Genomic DNA, 17,334 nt, shown 5'->3' with positions numbered 1-17,334 from the left:
CCTTTCCTGTCATGTCGGTGCGGTGATTACGGGGGCGGCGGCTCAGGCCGGCCGGGCCACCGGGAGACGGGCCAGCCGCCCCGAGATGTCCGCGGTCAGCTCCGCCTCCCGGGGCGCGAGGTAGAAGTGGTCGCCGGGAAAGGAGCGCACGGTGAAGTCGCCCTCGGTCAGCTCCGACCAGGCCTCGATGCCCGGCCGCGTGATCCCCGGGTCGCGGTCGCCGAGGTACGCCACGATCGGGGCCCGCAGGACCGGTGGCCGCTGCCTGTCGTACGTCTCGATGAGCCGGTAGTCGGCCCGCAGCACCGGCAGCAGCAGCTCCCGCAGCTCCGGTACGGCGTAGGCGTCGCCGCCGAGGGTGCCCAGCCGGGTCACGCCCGCCACCAGCACGTCGTCCGCCGCCCGATGCAGTGCGGTGGGCCTGGTGCGGTGCGGCGCGCCACGGCCGGAGAGCAGCAGCAGGGCCGGTCCGGGGCCGTCGGCCGCGGGGCCTTCCAGGCGTACCGCGACCTCGTAGGCCACCGCCGCGCCCATGCTGTGGCCGAAGAGGACCAGCGGCAGGTCACGTTCGGGGCCGAGCGCCTCGGAGATGCGGCCGGCCAGTTCGTCCATCGTCTCCGCGCACGGCTCGTCCATCCGCTCCTGGCGGCCCGGGTAGCGCACCGCGAGGAGTTCGACGTCGGCGGGCAGCCGGGACGCCCAGCCGTGGAAGAGCCGGGCGTTTCCGCCGGCGTGCGGGAAGCACACCAGGCGCATGCGAGGTGCCGCCGCTCCCGGATAGCGCCGGAACCAGATCTCCGGTCCGGTCACAGCGCCATGCCGCCGTCGATCCGCACCACCTGGCCGGTGATGTACGCGGCCTGCGGCGAGACCAGGTAGGAGACGAGGGAGGCGACCTCGTCGGGGGTGCCGAAGCGGGCCAGCGGGATGCGGCCCATGGCGTCCTTGGCGACCGACTCGGGGACCCCGGCGACCATCTCGGTGTCGATGAATCCGGGGGCGACCGCGTTGGCCCGCACGCCGTACCGGCCGAACTCCTTGGCCAGCGCCTGGGTGAGGCCGATGATGCCGGCCTTCGACGCCGAGTAGTTGGTCTGCCCGGCGTTGCCGACCACGCCGGCCACCGAGGACAGCGTCACCACGGTGCCCTCACGGCGGCGGATCATCGACCTGACCACGGAGCGCAGCAGGTTGTACGTCCCGTCGAGGTTGGTGCGCAGCACGGAGTCCCACTCGTCGTCCTGCATCAGCGCCAGCGGCCGGTCGCGGGTGATGCCGGCAGACGTCACGACCGCCGTCACCGGGCCGAGGCCCGACTCGACGTCGGCGACGAAGGCCCGCACCCCGACCCGGTCGGCGACGTCCACGCGGCGGGTCAGCACGCGGCGGCCCGCGGCCCGGATCTCCTTGGCGACCTGTTCGGCCGCGGCCTCGTCGGACCGGTAGCAGATCGCGACGTCGAAACCGTCGTTCGCGAGCCGGGTGGCGACCGCACGCCCGATCCCCCGCGACCCTCCGGTCACCAGCGCCACCTGCCCGGACTGTTCCGGCATCTTTTCCCCAAGCTCCGGCATCTCTCCCCCATCCGTTCGGATGGGTCGAGCGTGTGTTCGCGGGCTATATCTGGCCTATACGGCACCCTGCATCCGGCCCCCGCCCACGCCCCGCGTACGCCGCCACACACCGGCGTGCACACCCGCCCTTCGCGCCGGGTGCGCCATGGACGCCCGCATTCCCGCTGGTCGCAGCGGCCGTGTCCGATTGCGGAGTCCCGTGCGAGGCGGAGTTGTGATCGACCGCCCGCCGTCCGCGGTCAGTCCCCCCGAGTCCGCACCCGAGGGCGCCGCACATCCGCGACCCGTGGCTGAATCCGATGTTCCGCGCAACTGCCGTACAGCACACAGGGGGTGGCCGCCTTCGCGGATGCCTCACACTCCGGCCGCACCACCGGAAAAGCGCGTGCTCCGACCGCGCCCGGTTCCCTAAACTCACCACGCAATCACGCGCCGCCCACCGCTCGGCGGCGCGTCGTCGTGACCAGTCGAAGGGAGCCGGGCCGTGTGTGACCGCACCGCTGCCGTCGTCTCCCTGTGCCGGTACGAGGTGATCCTCGTGTCCTCGTCCGTCCGGTGCCCGCTGCGCGGCCGGCACCGGATGCCCGTGACGAGCGTCTGAGCACCGCCGACTCCTGTTCTGAAGCCTGCCGTTCGCGCAGGTCGACAGGCCATGTCCGGGCACGTGTGTGCCTCGTCAGGGAATCGCGCTGACCTGTTTTCACTTCCGGATCATCCGAAAGGCCAAGGGCCGTGCGCACCCACCTCGACCCCCGCACCCACCTCGACCCCCTCGCCGTCGTCCGCAACCTCGGCATCCTCGCCCACGTCGACGCCGGCAAGACCACCGTCACCGAGCGGATCCTGTACACCACCGGAACCACCCACAAGCGCGGCGAGGTCCACGACGGCACCACCGTCACCGACTTCGACCCGCAGGAGCGCGATCGCGGCATCACCATCTTCGCGGCGGCGGTCAGCTGCGCCTGGGACGGTCACCGGATCAACCTGATCGACACCCCCGGTCACGTCGACTTCGCCGACGAGGTGGAGCGTTCGCTGCGCGTCCTCGACGGCGCGGTCGCGGTGTTCGACGCCGTCGCGGGCGTCGAGCCGCAGAGCGAGTCGGTGTGGCGGCAGGCCGACCGGCACGGTGTGCCGAGGATCGCGTTCGTCAACAAGCTGGACCGTGCCGGGGCCGACCTCGACACGGCGGTGGCCTCGATCCGGGAACGGCTGCATCCGGCGCCGCTGGTCGTGCAGCTGCCCATCGGAGCGGAGGACGGGTTCCGCGGCGTCGTGGACCTCGTCCGCATGCGGGCGCTGGTGTGGGCGGACGGCGCGGACACGGCCGTACAGGAGCCCGTTCCGGAGGGTCTGCGGGAGGAGGCGCAGCGGCGTCGGCGGCTGCTGGAGGAGGCGGTGGCCGAACTCCATACCGGAGCCCTGGAGGAATTCTGTGCACAGTCGACGATGTCCTCGTCAACGCTCGTCACCGCCCTGCGCGACCTCACCCACAGCGGTGACGGCGTGGTCGTCCTGTGCGGCTCGGCCTACCGCAACCGCGGGATCGAGCCGCTGCTCGACGCGGTCGTGGCGTATCTGCCGTCGCCGCTCGACGTGCCGCCCGTGTGCGGTGTGCGCGAGGGGGCCGACGAAGAACGGCCGGCCGACCCCCGGGCACCGTTCGCGGCGCTGGCGTTCAAGGTGAGCGCCACCCCGACGGGGCGGCTGACCTACCTCCGGGTGTACTCGGGAACCATCGAGAAGGGAGACACCGTGCTCGACGCGGGCGCACGCCGCACCGAGCGGATCGGGCGGATCCTGCGGGTCCGGGCCGACCGGCACGCCCAGGTGGACCGCGCGACCGCCGGGGACATCGTGGCCGTGGTCGGCCTGAAGTCGGCCCGCCCGGGCGCCACCCTCTGCGCACCGGACGCCCCGCTCGTCCTGGAACCCCCGAGCGTGGCCGACCCGGTGGTGTCCGTGGCGGTCGAGGCCCGCACGGCGACCGGGACCGGCCGGCTGGCCGCCGCGCTGGCCCGGCTGGCCGAGGAGGACCCGTCGCTGGTCGTACGGACCGACGCCGAGACCGGGCAGACGGTGCTGTCCGGCATGGGCGAACTGCATCTGGAGGTCGCGGTGGAGAAGATCCGGCGCGATGCCGGGCTGGACGTCAACGTCGGCCGACCCCGCGTGTCGTATCGGGAGACGGTCGGCCGCGGGGTGTCCGGCTTCGTCTTCCGGCACGTCAAACAGGACGGCGGCGCAGGGCAGTTCGCGCATGTCGTCCTCGACGTGGAACCCGCGGAGGCGGAGTCCGGCTTCGCGTTCCGCTCGGCCGTCGTCGGCGGCCGGGTACCGCAGGAGTACGTCCGCGCCGTCGAGGCCGGCTGCCGGGACGCCCTCGCCGAAGGGCCGCTCGGCGGTCACCCGGTGACCGGGCTGCGCGTCACCCTCACCGACGGGTCGACCCACGTGAAGGACTCCTCCGACACGGCCTTCCGCACCGCCGGCCGGCTCGGTCTCCGCGAGGCCCTGCGCACCTGCGCGTTGGTCCTGCTGGAGCCGGTCGCCGAGGTCACGGTCACCGTGCCCGAGGACGCCGTCGGCACCGTCCTCGGCGACCTCGCGGCGCGACGGGGCCGGGTCTCCGGCTCGGCCGCGCGCGGCGGCTCGGCGGTCCTGACGGCCACCGTGCCGCTGGCCGAACTCTTCGGCTACGCGACCCGGTTGCGCAGCCGGACCCAGGGCCGCGGCACGTTCACCGCCCGGCCCACCGGCTACGCACCCGCGCCGGCCGCGACGCCGGCCCGGTGACCGACCGGCGGCCCCTCCCTCGCGCGGGAGGGGCCGCCCCCGTCTCATCGGCGACCGTGTCAAAAGCCTTGACGCGACCGTCGCTCAAGGCTTAACTCACGCTCTAAATTAAGCAGCAGTACTCCCGGAAGGGACCCAGGAGCCATGCGCACCACGCGAGCCGCGGCCGTAGCTGCCGTCACCCTGTCTCTCGCCCTGGCCGCAACGGCCTGCGGAGGCGGTTCGTCGACCGATGGCGGGGGGTCCAACGACTCACCGAGGACCCTCACCTACTGGGCCTCCAACCAGGGCGCCAGTATCGAGGTCGACCAGAAGGTCCTCCGGCCCGAACTCGACAAGTTCGAGAAGCAGACGGGCATCGAGGTGAAGCTGGAGGTCGTGCCCTGGTCGGATCTGCTGAACCGGATCCTCACCGCGACCACCTCCGGCCAGGGCCCCGACGTCCTCAACATCGGCAACACCTGGAGCGCCTCCCTCCAGGCCACCGGGGCGCTGCTGCCGTGGGACGCCGAGAACTTCGAGAGGATCGGCGGCAGGGACAGGTTCGTCGAGTCCGCGCTCGGCTCTACGGGCGCCGAGGGACAGGACCCGGCCGCGGTGCCGCTGTACTCGATGGCGTACGCGCTCTACTACAACAAGAAGAGGTTCGCCGAGGCGGGCATCGAGAAGCCGCCGGCCACCTGGGACGAGCTCACAGCCGACGGCAAGAAGCTGTCGAAGGGCGGCAAGTGGGGCCTGGGAACGGAGGGTTCGAACCCCTCGGAGAACATTCACCACGCCGTCGTCCTCGCCGAGCAGCACGGCGGCGACTTCTTCACCGCCGACGGCAAGCCCGACTTCACCAACGACGGAGCCGTCGCCGGGGTCAAGCAGTTCGTCGACCTGATGGCCAAGGACAAGATCATCGCGCCGGGCAACGCCGAGTACGCGCAGAACCAGTCCGTGAGCGACTTCGCCAAGGGCAGGACGGCGATGCTGCTGTGGCAGTCCGCCTCCGCCAACCTCAAGTCCCAGGGCATGAGCGAGGACGCCTACGGCGTCGCCCCCGTGCCCGTGCAGTCGGGCACCCCCGGCCCCGGCCCCGGCGTCAACTCGATGGTCATGGGCATCAACCTGGCCGTCTTCAAGAACACCGACAACCTCGACGGCGCCACGGAGTTCGTGAAGTTCATGACGAGCGACGAGGAACAGAAGATCCTCAACACCGCCTACAGCTCCATCCCGCCGGTCAAGGGCGCCCAGTCGGACGCGGCCTTCGACACCCCGGCGAACGCCGTCCTCAAGGACACCCTCGCGAAGAGCGCCGTAGCGGCACCACAGGTCGCCGACGAGTCCCAGTTCGAGACGGCGGTCGGTACGGCCGTCAAGGAGCTGTGGGCCGACGCGGCCGCCGGACGCCCGGTGACCGAGGCGTCGGTGAAGGCGGCCCTGGAGAAGGCGCAGCAGCAGATGCCGGCGAAGTGAGCACGATGACGACCACGGTCCCCACCGAGGCCGCCGTGCGTCGGAGTTCCCCCGGGACTGCGGACGGCCCCCGCCGCCGTCCCGGGCGGATCCGCCGCATCGGACTGCCGTACCTGCTCCTGCTGCCCGCCCTCCTGCTCGAACTCCTGGTCCACCTGGTGCCGATGGTCATCGGCATCGTCATGAGCTTCAAGGAACTCACGCAGTTCTACATCCGTGACTGGACCACGGCCCCTTGGAACGGCCTCGGCAACTACCGGATGTCGGTGGACTTCAACGCCCCGGTCGGCGAGGCACTGCTCCACTCCTTCCTGGTCACGATCGCCTTCACCCTGCTCTCGGTGGCCCTGTGCTGGCTGATCGGCACGGCCGCCGCGATCTACATGCAGGACACCTTCCGCGGCCGGGGCCTGCTGCGGGCCCTGTTCCTCGTCCCGTACGCGCTGCCCGTCTACACGGCCGTCATCACCTGGGTCTTCATGTTCCAGCACGACAACGGCCTGGTGAACCACGTCCTGCACGACCAGCTCGGCCTGACCGACAAGCCCTCCTTCTGGCTGATCGGCGACAACAGCTTCCTCGCCCTGCTGACGGTGTCGGTGTGGAAGGGCTGGCCCTTCGCCTTCCTCATCGTCATGGCCGGCCTGCAGAACATCCCGAAGGAGCTGTACGAAGCGGCGGCCCTGGACGGCGCCGGCCTGTGGCAGCGGCTGCGCCGCATCACGCTCCCGTCGCTGCGTCCGGTGAACCAGGTCCTCGTCCTGGTGCTGTTCCTGTGGACCTTCAACGACTTCAACACGCCGTACGTCCTGTTCGGCAGGACCGCCCCGCAGGCCGCCGACCTGATCTCGGTGCACATCTACCAGGCCAGTTTCGTCACCTGGAACTTCGGCACGGGCTCGGCGATGTCCGTACTCCTGCTGCTGTTCCTGCTCCTGGTGACCGGCGGATACCTCTGGCTGACCTCGCGCGGACGGAGGACTTCCGATGTCTAGCTCCCCGATGGCGCCGCCCCGGTCCTTCCTCTGGTCCCGGCGCATCTTCCTGACCCTGCTCACCGGCTTCGTCCTGGTCCCCGTCCACGTCATGGTCTCCAGCTCGCTGAAGCCGCTCGCGGACGTCACGGGCACGTTCCGCTGGCTGCCGAGCGAGCTGACCATCCGCCCGTACATCGACATCTGGTCGACGGTGCCGCTCGCGAAGTACTTCGTGAACTCCCTCATCGTGGCCACTGCGGCGACTGCCTGCTCGGTGGTGATCGCGGTCTTCGCGGCCTACGCGGTCAGCCGCTACTCCTTCCGCGGCAAACGCGTCTTCACGGTCACCGTCCTGTCCACGCAGATGTTCCCGGGCATCCTCTTCCTGCTCCCGCTCTTCCTCCTCTACGTCAACATCGGCAACGCCACCGGCATCGCCCTGTTCGGCTCGCGCGGCGGCCTGATCCTGACGTACCTGACCTTCTCGCTGCCGTTCTCGATCTGGATGCTGATCGGGTACTTCGACTCGGTGCCGCGCGATCTGGACGAGGCGGCCCTGGTCGACGGCTGCGGCCCGCTCGGCGCGCTGTTCCGGGTGGTCGTGCCGGCCGCGATCCCCGGCATCGTCGCGGTCGCCGTCTACGCCTTCATGACCGCCTGGGGCGAGGTGCTGTTCGCGTCGGTGATGACCAACGACACCACCCGCACCCTCGCCGTCGGCCTCCAGGGCTACTCCACGCTCAACGACGTGTACTGGAACCAGATCATGGCCGCCTCGCTGGTCGTCAGCGTGCCCGTGGTGGCGGGCTTCCTCCTCCTCCAGCGCTATCTGGTCGCCGGCCTGACGGCGGGCGCGGTGAAGTGACCCGCCCTCGTCGGCCGACCCACGCCCCCCGTTCCGAAGGGATTTCTGTGTCCGACCGCATCGACCTCGCCGCACTCCCGCACGACTTCCTGTGGGGCACGGCCACATCGGCGTACCAGATCGAGGGAGCCGTGGCGGAGGACGGCCGTTCCCCCTCGATCTGGGACACCTTCTCGCACACCCCAGGAAAGATCGACAACGACGACCACGGCGACGTCGCCTGCGACCACTACCACCGCTGGCGCGAGGACATCGGCCTGATGCGCCAACTGGGCACCAACGCCTACCGGTTGTCGATCGCGTGGCCGCGCGTCGTGCCGGGCGGCGACGGCCCGGTGAACCCGAAGGGCCTCGCCTTCTACGACGAGCTGATCGACGGTCTGCTGGCGGCGGGCATCACCCCCTCCGTCACCCTCTACCACTGGGACCTGCCACAGACGCTCCAGGACCGCGGCGGCTGGCCCGAGCGGACGACCGCCGAGCACTTCGCGGCGTACGCCTCGGCCGTCGCCGAACGCCTCGGGGACCGCGTCAAGCACTGGGCGACCCTCAACGAACCACTGTGCTCGGCGTGGATCGGCCACTTCGAGGGCAGGATGGCCCCCGGCCTCACCGACCTCACGGCAGCGGTCCGCGCTTCCCACCACCTGCTCCTCGGCCACGGTCTGGCCGCGCAGGCCATCCGTTCCGCGGCGGCGGACGCCCAGGTGGGCATCGTCAACAACCTCTCCACCGTCCACCCCGCGAGCGACCACCCTGAGGACCTGGCCGCCGCGCGCCGCATGGACGGCCACACCAACCGCTGGTGGCTGGACCCGGTGCACGGCCGCGGCTTCCCCTCGGACATGCGCGAGCTGTACGGCGTGGAACTCCCCGAGCGAGCGGGCGACATGGAGACGATCGCGACCCCCCTCGACTGGCTCGGCCTGAACTACTACTTCCCGGCGACCGTCGCCGACGACCCCACGGGCCCCGCCCCGCACGCCCGCGCCGTCCGCCGCCCCGGCGTCCCGCGCACCCACATGGACTGGGAGGTCGACGCGAGCGGCATCGAGGCGCTGCTGCTCCGCCTGACCGACGAGTACGGCGCCCGCAAGCTGTACGTCACCGAGAACGGCTCCGCCTACCAGGACGTCGTACGCCCGGACGGCACCGTCGACGACCCCGAGCGGCAGGACTACCTGAGCCGGCACCTCGCCGCCTGCGCCTCCGCGGCCCGCAAGGGCGCCCCGCTGGCGGGGTACTTCGCGTGGTCGCTGCTCGACAACTTCGAGTGGGCGTACGGCTATGCCAAGCGCTTCGGCCTGGTCCACGTCGACTACGGGACGCAGCTGCGCACGATCAAGGGCACGGGCCGACGCTACGCGGAGATCATCCGCAGCCACGGGGACGCGGCGCGACGGGCCGCCTGATCCCCTTCGCCGACGCGGTCTCCAGGTGTGGCACGGACCGGACCGTCCTGCTCCGCCCGGAGACCGCCGACGGATGTCAGGGGCACTGCAGCCACTCGGTGTACCAGGCGCGGAAGTCGGGACTCACCGGCACGAAGCCCCCCCAGTCCGGGTCGATCCGCCAGACCTCGCCCGCTCGCGGACCCGTCAGGATCAGTCGGAGGTGGATGCCGCAGCCTTCGTCGGCCAGCATGAGCGTGCCCCGGGTCAGTTCGTCGTTCGACGGGCCGATTCGACCCGGCCGGGGTTCGAGGAGAGGGAAGGGGGCGGCGAGCCGGCCCGGCAGCCGGTCCTCTGCCCACTCCTCGTCCACGGCCCAGCCCTCTGCGGCCTCGGCCCGAGGGGCGGTCAACGGCATCAGCCCGTAGCCGGGGCCGGCCGGACCGCTGCTCACCTCCGCGACGAAGGACCGGTACGCCGCGGGCAGATCGATGCCGTGCTCCACCTCGAACGCCCCGATCTCCGCCTCCGGCAGCGCAGGCGTCAGCTCATACCGGTGGGTGTCCGCCCCGAAGCGCGCCCGCTCCCGATCCCGTGCCGCCATCTCCCGCACCCGGGCGCGGACCTCGGCCGCGTCCCAGCCCTGCGCACCTCGCAGCCGGCTGCTCAACGCGGGGCCTGGGAACGCCGCCGTCCCACCAGGGCGACGACAGTCCCGACCCCCGCGATCACCAGCCCGATCCCACCGAAGATCAGCGGCAACAGCCACAGCGAGGCGAACCCGTTGATCCGCGCGTCCCCGGGGGAATCGGCGCGGTACAGCACCTCCACCCGGTCGCCCTCGTCGTACGACGGCGGATTGGAACCCGTGGAGCTCCGGAACGTCCTGGCCGTGCCGTCCGCCGACGTGAACTCCACCACCGGGTACGCCGCAGGCTGATCGCTCTGCCTCGTCCTGCGGGATGCGCCGCTGCTGTCGTTCCGCCACTCCAGCGCCACCACGGTGCCCGGGGCACGCTTCGCATCCGTCAGGAACGAGACCGACTGTCCCGCCAGGACCAAGCCGATGACCAGGAACACCGCCCCGAACGCCATCAACCCGAAGGCGATCCACCGGCGGGCACCCCGCCCACCACGTACCTGAACCTGCACGACGTCCCTCTCACTCGTCCGGAGTGAGAGGGAGGCTATCTCAGGTGGTCCGGTCGTCCTCGGTCAGCAGTCCCGGAACTCCGGCGACTGGTTCAGCACCTGCGACCGCACCGAGGTGAACCGCGCATACGTCTCCCCGCCCCGCGCCCCGGGCCGGAACGCCGCCACCCGGTGGCAGTTCTGGAAGGCGAGGGTGATGCCGAAGTGCCGCTCCAGGCTGGTGCGGATCGCGTCGCTCGCGAGGGCGCGCAGGAGTTGGCCGCGTTCCTGCTCGGACGGGGGAGGGGTCTGGTTGTCGGTGAACTCGGCGGTGCCGCCCTGGAGTTCGGCGGCGAGGGAGGCGATCAGGTCGTAGGCGTACGGCAGGGAGGTGCGGACCGTGTCCACGAAGTCCTCCTCGCGGATGTCACCGTGTTCGGCCTCGGCGAGGAGCTTCGGGGAGACGTCGAGAGACATGTGCGTGTGTTCCTGTTCAGAGGAGGGTGATGCGGGCGAGCCGCGGGGATGCGGTGCGTGGTCGTCAGGCCGGTGCCGTCGGTCCCGGCACGAACTCCGGGTCCACCTGTGCGGCCAGGTCCTGGCCCGTCCGCTCGTCGCCCCACGCGCGGGCGTTGCGCAGATGGAACTCGACGGCGTGGGCGTGCATCGTGGGCCAGTCCTTGGGGCGGGAGTCCACGGCCTCGCGCAGGACGTTCAGGGCGTGGATGTTGTGGGACTCCAACTCACCCTGCTCCCGGCCCTGTTCGGCCGCGCGGACCCAGGGGGAGTGGACCAGGTGGGTGAGGAGGTCGTCGCCCACCTCCTCCTTGAGGAAGAGCAGGTCGTCCTCGCTCGTCACCATGTTGCCGACGACCGCGATGCGGATGCCGAACTCGCGGGCGTGGTCCCGGTACTGGCGGTACACCGAGACGCCCTTCCGTGTGGGTTCCGCCACCAGGAAGGTCATGTCGAAGCGGGTGAACAGGCCCGACGCGAAGGCGTCCGCGCCGGCCGTCATGTCGACCACCACGTACTCGCCGGGGCCGTCGACCAGGTGGCCGAGGTAGAGCTCGACCCCGCCGAGCTTGGAGTGGTAGCAGGCCACCCCGAGGTCGCTCTCGTCGAACTCACCCGTCACCATCAGCGGCACGTCCCCCACGCGCCGGACGTGCCGCGCGTGCAGTTCGTCGTCGCCGAGCAGGGTCAGCAGGCGCGAGCCCCTGCCGGGCGGGGTGGTCTTCATCATGGCGTCGGCCGAGGGGATGCGCGGGTTGGTGCCGCGCAGGTACTCCTTGATGTCCCGCAGGTGGGCGCCGAGCGGCGGCGCGCCCAGGGTGTCCCCGTCGTGGCCGAGCGCCTCGGCGAGGTGCTGGTTGATGTCGCCGTCGATGGCCAGCACGGGCGCGCCGGAGTGGGCCAGGTGGCGGGAGAAGAGCGCCGACAAGGTCGTCTTGCCGCTGCCGCCCTTGCCGACGAACGCGATACGCATCAGCAGCCGCCCGCCTTCGCGGCCAGGATACCCTTGTTGAAAATGGATGTCATGTGGCTAGGGTGTCCGCGACTCGCGATCACTGTCAAATCGCTTGCTCTGTAGGAGTGTTGTGAGGGGCGGACGGGCTGTCGTGATCACCCTCCTTCCTTAATGCATATGATGTGCAAGTGCACGACTACAGCATCAGGGCGGCGAGCCCGGACGACCTGGACGGTGCGCGAGCCCTGATGCTCGACACCGTCTACCGCGACTTCGGCACCGGCTATGTGCCCCGCTGGCACGCGGACATCATCGACCCGGCCGCCGCCTACCTCGCCCCGCCCCGCCACACCCTCCTCGTCGCACTCGACCCGGGCGACAACGCTGTCGTGGCCACGGCCGCCCTCGACTCCCGCGGCCCGGCCCACCCGCCGAACCCGCGCCGCCTCGCCGAGCGCTACCCCTCCGGCGAGACCGCGCAGCTGCGCCGGGTCTACGTCCGCCCCGCACACCGCAGGCGCGGCCTCGCCCGGCGCCTCGTCGAGGAACTGCTCGCCTTCGCGGCCGCGGACGGCGGCTACCGCGCCGTCTATCTGCACACCGACCCCGAGGTGCCCGGCGCCGAGGGCTTCTGGCGCTCGCTCGGCAAGGTCGTGCACGACGAACGCGAGGACACCGACGGCGCAGGCGGCGTCGTCCACTTCGAGATACCGATGGAGCGATAGACCGTGCGACGCCGACACCGACTTCGCCCGCTCCTCGCCCTCCTGCTGGCCCCCGCCCTCGTCGGCTGCTTCGCCTCCGGCGGCGGCACCGACGCCGCGGACGGCGCCCAGGACGGCTCCCGCCTGCGCGTCGCCCTCGCCTTCCCGCCCGCCGAGGACCTCTCGCCGTACGGCGCCGACGCCACCATCCTCAGCCGCCTCGGCGTCACCGAGGGCCTGACCGCGCTCGACGCCAACGGCGCCGCCACCCCCGCGCTCGCCACCTCCTGGCGTCGGGTGAACGACCGCACCTGGCTGTTCACCCTGCGCGAGGCCACCTTCCAGGACGGCTCCGAGGTCACCCCGGCCGCCGTCACCGCCGCCCTCACCCACGCCACGCAGGCCGAGCCCGTCCCCGCCGCCCTCACCGGCGTCACCCTCACCGCGAGGGCCGAGGGCCGCACCGGCGTCCGCATCACCACGCAGGACCCCGACCCCGTCCTGCCGCAGCGCCTGTCCAGCCCCTCCCTCGCCGTCCTCGCCACCAAGGCGTACGACTCGAAGGGCATGGCCGACCCGGTGGGCACCGCCACCGGGCCCTTCCGGCTCACCAAGGTCATGGGCGCCACCGCGGCCACCCTCGACCGCTACGACGACTACTGGGGCGGCCGTGCCCAGGCGAGCGGCATCGACGTCAAGTTCGTCGCCGACGGCACCGCCCGCGCGAACGCCCTGCGCACGCACCAGGTCGACCTCGCCGAGGCGCTCCCCGTCGCCCAGGCCGCCACCCTCGACCCGGCCACCCGCGAGGCGACCGCCACGACCCGCACCACGAGCCTGCTCCTCAACACCCGGAAGGGCCCCTTCAAGGACGCCGCGCTGCGGGCCGCCGCCCGACAGGCCGTCGACACCTCCGCGTTCGCCAAGGGCGTCTACGAGGGATACGCCGACGCCGGCACCGGCATCTACGGCCCCGCCGTCACCTGGGCCGCCGGCAAGCGGACCGAGCCGGCCGGGCGCGCGAAGGCGGGCAGGCCCGACGGGGCCCGGATCACGCTCGCCACGTACGACAACCGCCCCGAACTCCCGGAAGCCGCCCAGGTGCTGAAGCAGCAGCTGGAGAACGCCGGGTTCGAGGTCACGCTGGAAGTGCGCGAGTACTCACGGCTGGAGAGCGACGCACTGGACGGCAGGTTCGACGCGTTCGTCCTCGCCCGCAACACCCTCGTCGACACCGGCGACCCCGTCTCCGTCCTGGCCGGTGACTACACCTGCGACGGCGGCTACAACATCGCCCAGCTGTGCGACAAGGACGTCGACCGGGCCGTGGCCGAGGCCGAGGACGCCGCCGACACCGCCGACCGGCAGGACGCGGCCATGGCGGCCGAGGCCCGCATCCTCGGCACGGACGCCGTCGTACCGCTGGTCCACCAGCGCATCATCACCGGCGTGGCGGCCTCCGTCCGGGGCGCGCTCCTCGACCCGTACGAGCGCACCCTCGTCGGCACCGGCACCCGGCGCTGAACCGTGCGGCAGCACACGGCCACCTTCCTGTGGCGGGCCGGGATCACGGCCGCCCTCGTCACCGCCACAGGGCTGCTCCCCTGGCTCTCGCACACCGACCCGGCACGCACCGTCCTCAAGGCCCGCTCGGCCGACCGCGACCCCACCCCCGAGGTGCTCGCGGACATCCGCGCCCGACTCGGCCTGGACGACGGCCCGTTCCACCTGCTCGGTGACTGGCTGGGCGGACTCTGGCGCGGGGACGCCGGCCGTTCCTGGATCTCCGGCAGCGAGGTCACGCCCGCCGTGCTCGAAGCCCTGGGTGCGTCCCTCCTGCTGATGGCGGCGGCCCTCGCGGTGGCCGCCGTCACCGCCGCCCTGATCTGCGCCCGCACCCTATGGCTCGGGGCACACCGGCAGCTCGCCAGGCGACGACCGGCCGGAAGCGCCGCGGCGGCGCTCGCCGCACTGCCCGAGTTCCTCACCGCCTCCGTACTCGCCACGGTCGTCGGCGTCCAACTCGGCTGGCTCCCGGCCCTCGGCTGGTACGGCCCCCAGTGGACGGTCCTGCCCGCACTCTCCCTCGGCCTGCCCGCCGGAGCCGTGCTCGGCCGGCTCCTCGACGACCTGCTGCCCTGCGCGTTCGCCGAACCCTGGGCGCTTGCCGCCACGGCACGCGGACTGCCCGGCCGCGCGGTCGCCCGCCATGCCCTGCGCCGCTGCCTGCCCGGACTCCTGCCCAACACCGGCCTGTTCGTCGTAGGAATGACCGGCGGATCGGTCACGGTCGAGCAGACCTTCGACATCCCCGGCCTGGGCCGCACCACCCTCCAGGCAGCCCTCGCCCAGGACCTGCCCGTCCTGCAGGCCGGCACGCTCGCCCTCGTCCTGCTCGCCGCGACCGCGGCCGGGGCCGCCCACCTCCTCGCCCGCCTGCTGATCGGCCCGGCTCTGCGCGACGGCGCACTGCCGTCCCTGCACCGCCCGCAGCCGCCCGCCCGCAGGATGCTCCCTCTCGCACACGGCGGACTGCTGACCGCCGTCATCGCCGTCGGCCTGCCCCGCGACCCCCTGGCCCTCGACACCACCGAGCGGCTCGCGGCACCGTCCCCCGCGCACCCGTTCGGCACCGACGCCCTCGGCCGGGACGTCCTCGCCCGGGTCGCGCACGGCGCCCTCGACACCCTGCTGCTCGCCCTCGCGATCACCGCCGTCACGCTGTTCACCGCAGTGGCGCTCGGCCTGCTGCCCCGGCTGTCCGGCCCGCTCGTCGACACCGTCACCGCGCTGCCACCGGTCCTCGTCGCCCTGCTCGTCACCGCGGTCGTCGGCAGCGGGTCAGCCACGCCCGCGTTGGCCGTGGCCGCCGTCGCCTGGGCGCCACTCGCGGCCCACACCTCGGCCCTGCTGCGCCAGGAACGCGCCGCCCTCCATCTGACCGCGACCCGCGCCCTGGGCGCCGGCCCCTGGTACCTGCTCCGCCGCGGCCTGCTGCCCGCAGTGGTGCCACCCGTCACCCGCCACGCCCTGCTCCGCCTGCCCGGCATCGCCCTGGCGCTCGCCTCGCTCGCCTTCCTCGGCCTGGGCGCCCAGCCGCCCGCCCCGGAATGGGGCCTGCTCCTCGCCGAGAACCAGCCGTACGCCGAACGCGCCCCCTGGGCGGTCCTCGCCCCCGCCGGCGTACTCGCCCTGCTGGGTGCGCTGGCGGTGACAGCGGCAGGAGGAGTGCGGTGGAACCGCCGTCGGGACGGGACGGCCGGGCCCGTCCCGCTCGTGCCCGAACCACAGTCACCCACCCGGAAGTCGGTGAAATCCGGATGACGTCGCTGCTGTCACGCGACCTCCGCAGGGCACCGGACCGCCCCCGTCTCTCCCCTCTCCTCCGGCTGCTCATCCTCACCCAACTCGCCTTCAACATCGGCTTCTTCGCCGTGCTGCCCTTCCTCGCCGAGCACCTGGGTCAGGCCATCGGCATGGCCGGCTGGCTGGTCGGCTTCGTGCTGGGGCTCAGGACCTTCAGCCAGCAGGGGCTGTTCGTGGTGGGCGGGGCGCTGGCCGACCGGTACGGCATCCGGCCGGTCGTGCTCACCGGCTGCGCGCTGCGGATCGCCGGGTTCGCGTGGCTCGGGTACGCGGAGGAGACCTGGGCGGTCGTCGGAGCGGTGCTGCTGATCGGGTTCGCCGCCGCACTGTTCTCGCCCGCCGTGGAGTCGGAGGTCGCCCGGCAGGCCGTGCTGTGGGAGGAGTCGGGCAACGGTTCCCGCACCCGCGTCCTCGCGCTGCTCACCGTGGCAGGACAGGCGGGTGCGTTCGTGGGACCGCTGCTCGGCGCCCTGCTCCTGTCGGCGGACTTCCGCACGGTCTGCCTGGCCGGCGCCGGAATCTTCGTCCTCGTCCTCGCCGGACACGCATGGCTGCTGCCGCAGCACATCCCCGGACGTGGCGGCGTCCGGTTCCGCGGCGGCACGGGAACGTTGCTGCGCAACCGCCGCTTCCTCGCCCTGTGCTGCGCGTACGGCGCCTACCTGCTCGCCTACAACCAGCTCTACCTGGCCCTCCCCGACGAGGTGGAGCGCGCCACGGGCTCGCAGTCGGCGCTGGCCTGGCTGTTCGCCCTGTCCTCGCTGCTGGTGGTCACCACGCAGCTCCCCGTCACGCGCTGGGTGGGGGAGCGGCTCACCCTGCGCCGGTCCATGGTGGCCGGACTGCTGCTGATCGCAGCGGGTTTCGCGGTCGTGGCCGCGGCTCGGCCCGCCGACCGGACCGGTACGGCAGGTCTGCTGCCCGCGGCCGGTTTCGTCGTCCTGCTCACCCTCGGCCAGATGCTCGTGGCACCCGTCGCCCGCGCCTGGATCCCCGACCTCGCCGAGGAAGGCCGACTCGGCCTCTACACCGGCGCGCTGTCCTCGGTCTCCGGCCTGATCGTCCTGCTCGGCTCCTCAGCGACGGGCACCCTGCTCGACAGTGGCCTGCCCACGGCGGTGCCGTGGCTGGTCCTGGCCGCGGTACCGCTCGCGGCGACAGCCCTGCTGCCGCGCAGATAAAGGGGTGACATGCCACGCCTTTGCGGCGCTCCGGCGTTGGCGCGGGCCCTTGCTGGGGGGCCTGCGGCCCCCAGACCCCCGCTTTCGGCCCTGAAGGGGCCTCGTCCTCAAACGCCGGACGGGCTGAATTTGCCTGCCCGGCGCCGAGAAGCGAGCTCACCACGCGTCAGGGCGCGAGCCCCCACGGGCCCGCAGTCGCCCACGGCGGGAAGGGGACGTGCCGGGGGATGTCCGCCCGCAGCGGCGGGCGTCAACACGCGGCACCTCTCTGCCCAACGGCAACCGCCCGACCGAGGACGGACACCCCCCGGCGCGGGCCCCCCCCCCCCCCCCCCCCCCCCCCCCCCCCCCCCCCCCCCCCCCCCCCCCCCCCCCCCCCCCCCCCCCCCCCCCCCCCCCCCCCCCCCCCCC

Annotated in this window: 15 protein-coding genes; 9 read left to right on the top strand and 6 right to left on the bottom strand. The window is 72.4% G+C overall.

Annotated elements, in window-relative coordinates; all coding sequences use genetic code 11:
• Positions 1–42: 42 nt before the first annotated feature.
• Entirely contained in the window at positions 43–810 is a 768-nt protein-coding gene (locus ACIBU0_RS24475) for a thioesterase II family protein (RefSeq protein WP_398821788.1), read from the bottom strand.
• Positions 807–1,553 carry a 3-oxoacyl-[acyl-carrier-protein] reductase gene (gene fabG, locus ACIBU0_RS24470; RefSeq protein WP_398821786.1) on the bottom strand — a complete coding sequence of 249 codons (747 nt, stop codon included), beginning with the start codon at positions 1,551–1,553 and terminating at the stop codon, positions 807–809. Before fabG ends, ACIBU0_RS24475 begins: the two co-directional genes overlap by 4 nt.
• A gap of 753 nt (positions 1,554–2,306) precedes the next feature.
• Here fabG and fusA point away from each other — a divergent pair.
• The 5 genes from fusA (at position 2,307) to ACIBU0_RS24445 (ending at position 9,091) form a co-directional block, all read left to right on the top strand.
• The gene (gene fusA, locus ACIBU0_RS24465) at positions 2,307–4,373 is read left to right on the top strand and encodes an elongation factor G (protein WP_398821784.1); all 2,067 of its coding nucleotides are present in this window, start codon (positions 2,307–2,309) and stop codon (positions 4,371–4,373) included.
• A gap of 144 nt (positions 4,374–4,517) precedes the next feature.
• Positions 4,518–5,837 carry an ABC transporter substrate-binding protein gene (locus ACIBU0_RS24460; protein ID WP_398821782.1) on the top strand — a complete coding sequence of 440 codons (1,320 nt, stop codon included), beginning with the start codon at positions 4,518–4,520 and terminating at the stop codon, positions 5,835–5,837.
• 5 nt (positions 5,838–5,842) lie between these two features.
• On the top strand, positions 5,843–6,832 hold the full coding sequence (locus ACIBU0_RS24455; RefSeq protein WP_398821780.1) for a carbohydrate ABC transporter permease: 990 nt from the start codon (positions 5,843–5,845) through the stop codon (positions 6,830–6,832).
• Positions 6,833–6,839: 7 nt separating this feature from the next.
• The gene (locus ACIBU0_RS24450; RefSeq protein WP_398822753.1) at positions 6,840–7,679 is read left to right on the top strand and encodes a carbohydrate ABC transporter permease; all 840 of its coding nucleotides are present in this window, start codon (positions 6,840–6,842) and stop codon (positions 7,677–7,679) included.
• Positions 7,680–7,726: 47 nt separating this feature from the next.
• Positions 7,727–9,091, top strand: a complete 1,365-nt coding sequence (locus tag ACIBU0_RS24445; protein WP_398821778.1) for a GH1 family beta-glucosidase — start codon at positions 7,727–7,729, stop codon at positions 9,089–9,091.
• A 76-nt stretch (positions 9,092–9,167) separates the two neighbouring features.
• On the opposite strand, the gene ACIBU0_RS24440 is transcribed toward ACIBU0_RS24445, so the two are convergent.
• The 4 genes from ACIBU0_RS24440 to ACIBU0_RS24425 form a co-directional block, all read right to left on the bottom strand.
• Positions 9,168–9,740, bottom strand: a complete 573-nt coding sequence (locus tag ACIBU0_RS24440; RefSeq protein WP_398821776.1) for an SMI1/KNR4 family protein — start codon at positions 9,738–9,740, stop codon at positions 9,168–9,170.
• Positions 9,737–10,222 carry a DUF3592 domain-containing protein gene (locus tag ACIBU0_RS24435; protein ID WP_398821774.1) on the bottom strand — a complete coding sequence of 162 codons (486 nt, stop codon included), beginning with the start codon at positions 10,220–10,222 and terminating at the stop codon, positions 9,737–9,739. The genes ACIBU0_RS24440 and ACIBU0_RS24435 overlap by 4 nt, the downstream gene beginning before the upstream one ends.
• A 63-nt stretch (positions 10,223–10,285) precedes the next feature.
• Positions 10,286–10,678, bottom strand: a complete 393-nt coding sequence (locus ACIBU0_RS24430; protein ID WP_398821772.1) for an SCO5389 family protein — start codon at positions 10,676–10,678, stop codon at positions 10,286–10,288.
• 64 nt (positions 10,679–10,742) lie between these two features.
• Positions 10,743–11,690 carry an ATP-binding protein gene (locus tag ACIBU0_RS24425; RefSeq protein ID WP_398821770.1) on the bottom strand — a complete coding sequence of 316 codons (948 nt, stop codon included), beginning with the start codon at positions 11,688–11,690 and terminating at the stop codon, positions 10,743–10,745.
• 170 nt (positions 11,691–11,860) lie between these two features.
• Here ACIBU0_RS24425 and ACIBU0_RS24420 point away from each other — a divergent pair, with 170 nt between their 5' ends.
• The 4 genes from ACIBU0_RS24420 to ACIBU0_RS24405 are packed head-to-tail and all read left to right on the top strand — an operon-like array spanning position 11,861 to position 16,923.
• The gene (locus ACIBU0_RS24420; RefSeq protein ID WP_398821768.1) at positions 11,861–12,397 is read left to right on the top strand and encodes a GNAT family N-acetyltransferase; all 537 of its coding nucleotides are present in this window, start codon (positions 11,861–11,863) and stop codon (positions 12,395–12,397) included.
• Between the two features lie 3 nt (positions 12,398–12,400).
• The gene (locus tag ACIBU0_RS24415; RefSeq protein ID WP_398821766.1) at positions 12,401–13,900 is read left to right on the top strand and encodes an ABC transporter substrate-binding protein; all 1,500 of its coding nucleotides are present in this window, start codon (positions 12,401–12,403) and stop codon (positions 13,898–13,900) included.
• A gap of 3 nt (positions 13,901–13,903) precedes the next feature.
• The gene (locus ACIBU0_RS24410) at positions 13,904–15,700 is read left to right on the top strand and encodes an ABC transporter permease subunit (RefSeq protein ID WP_398821764.1); all 1,797 of its coding nucleotides are present in this window, start codon (positions 13,904–13,906) and stop codon (positions 15,698–15,700) included.
• Positions 15,697–16,923: an MDR family MFS transporter gene (locus ACIBU0_RS24405; RefSeq protein ID WP_398821762.1), complete on the top strand. Its 1,227-nt coding sequence runs from the start codon at positions 15,697–15,699 to the stop codon at positions 16,921–16,923. The genes ACIBU0_RS24410 and ACIBU0_RS24405 overlap by 4 nt, the downstream gene beginning before the upstream one ends.
• Positions 16,924–17,334: the final 411 nt, after the last annotated feature.

Source organism: Streptomyces sp. NPDC049627 (genome assembly GCF_044465645.1).
Taxonomy (GTDB): domain Bacteria; phylum Actinomycetota; class Actinomycetes; order Streptomycetales; family Streptomycetaceae; genus Streptomyces.
The sequence above is the reverse complement of the archived record's forward strand: the minus strand, read 5'-3'. Positions and strand labels throughout refer to the sequence as shown.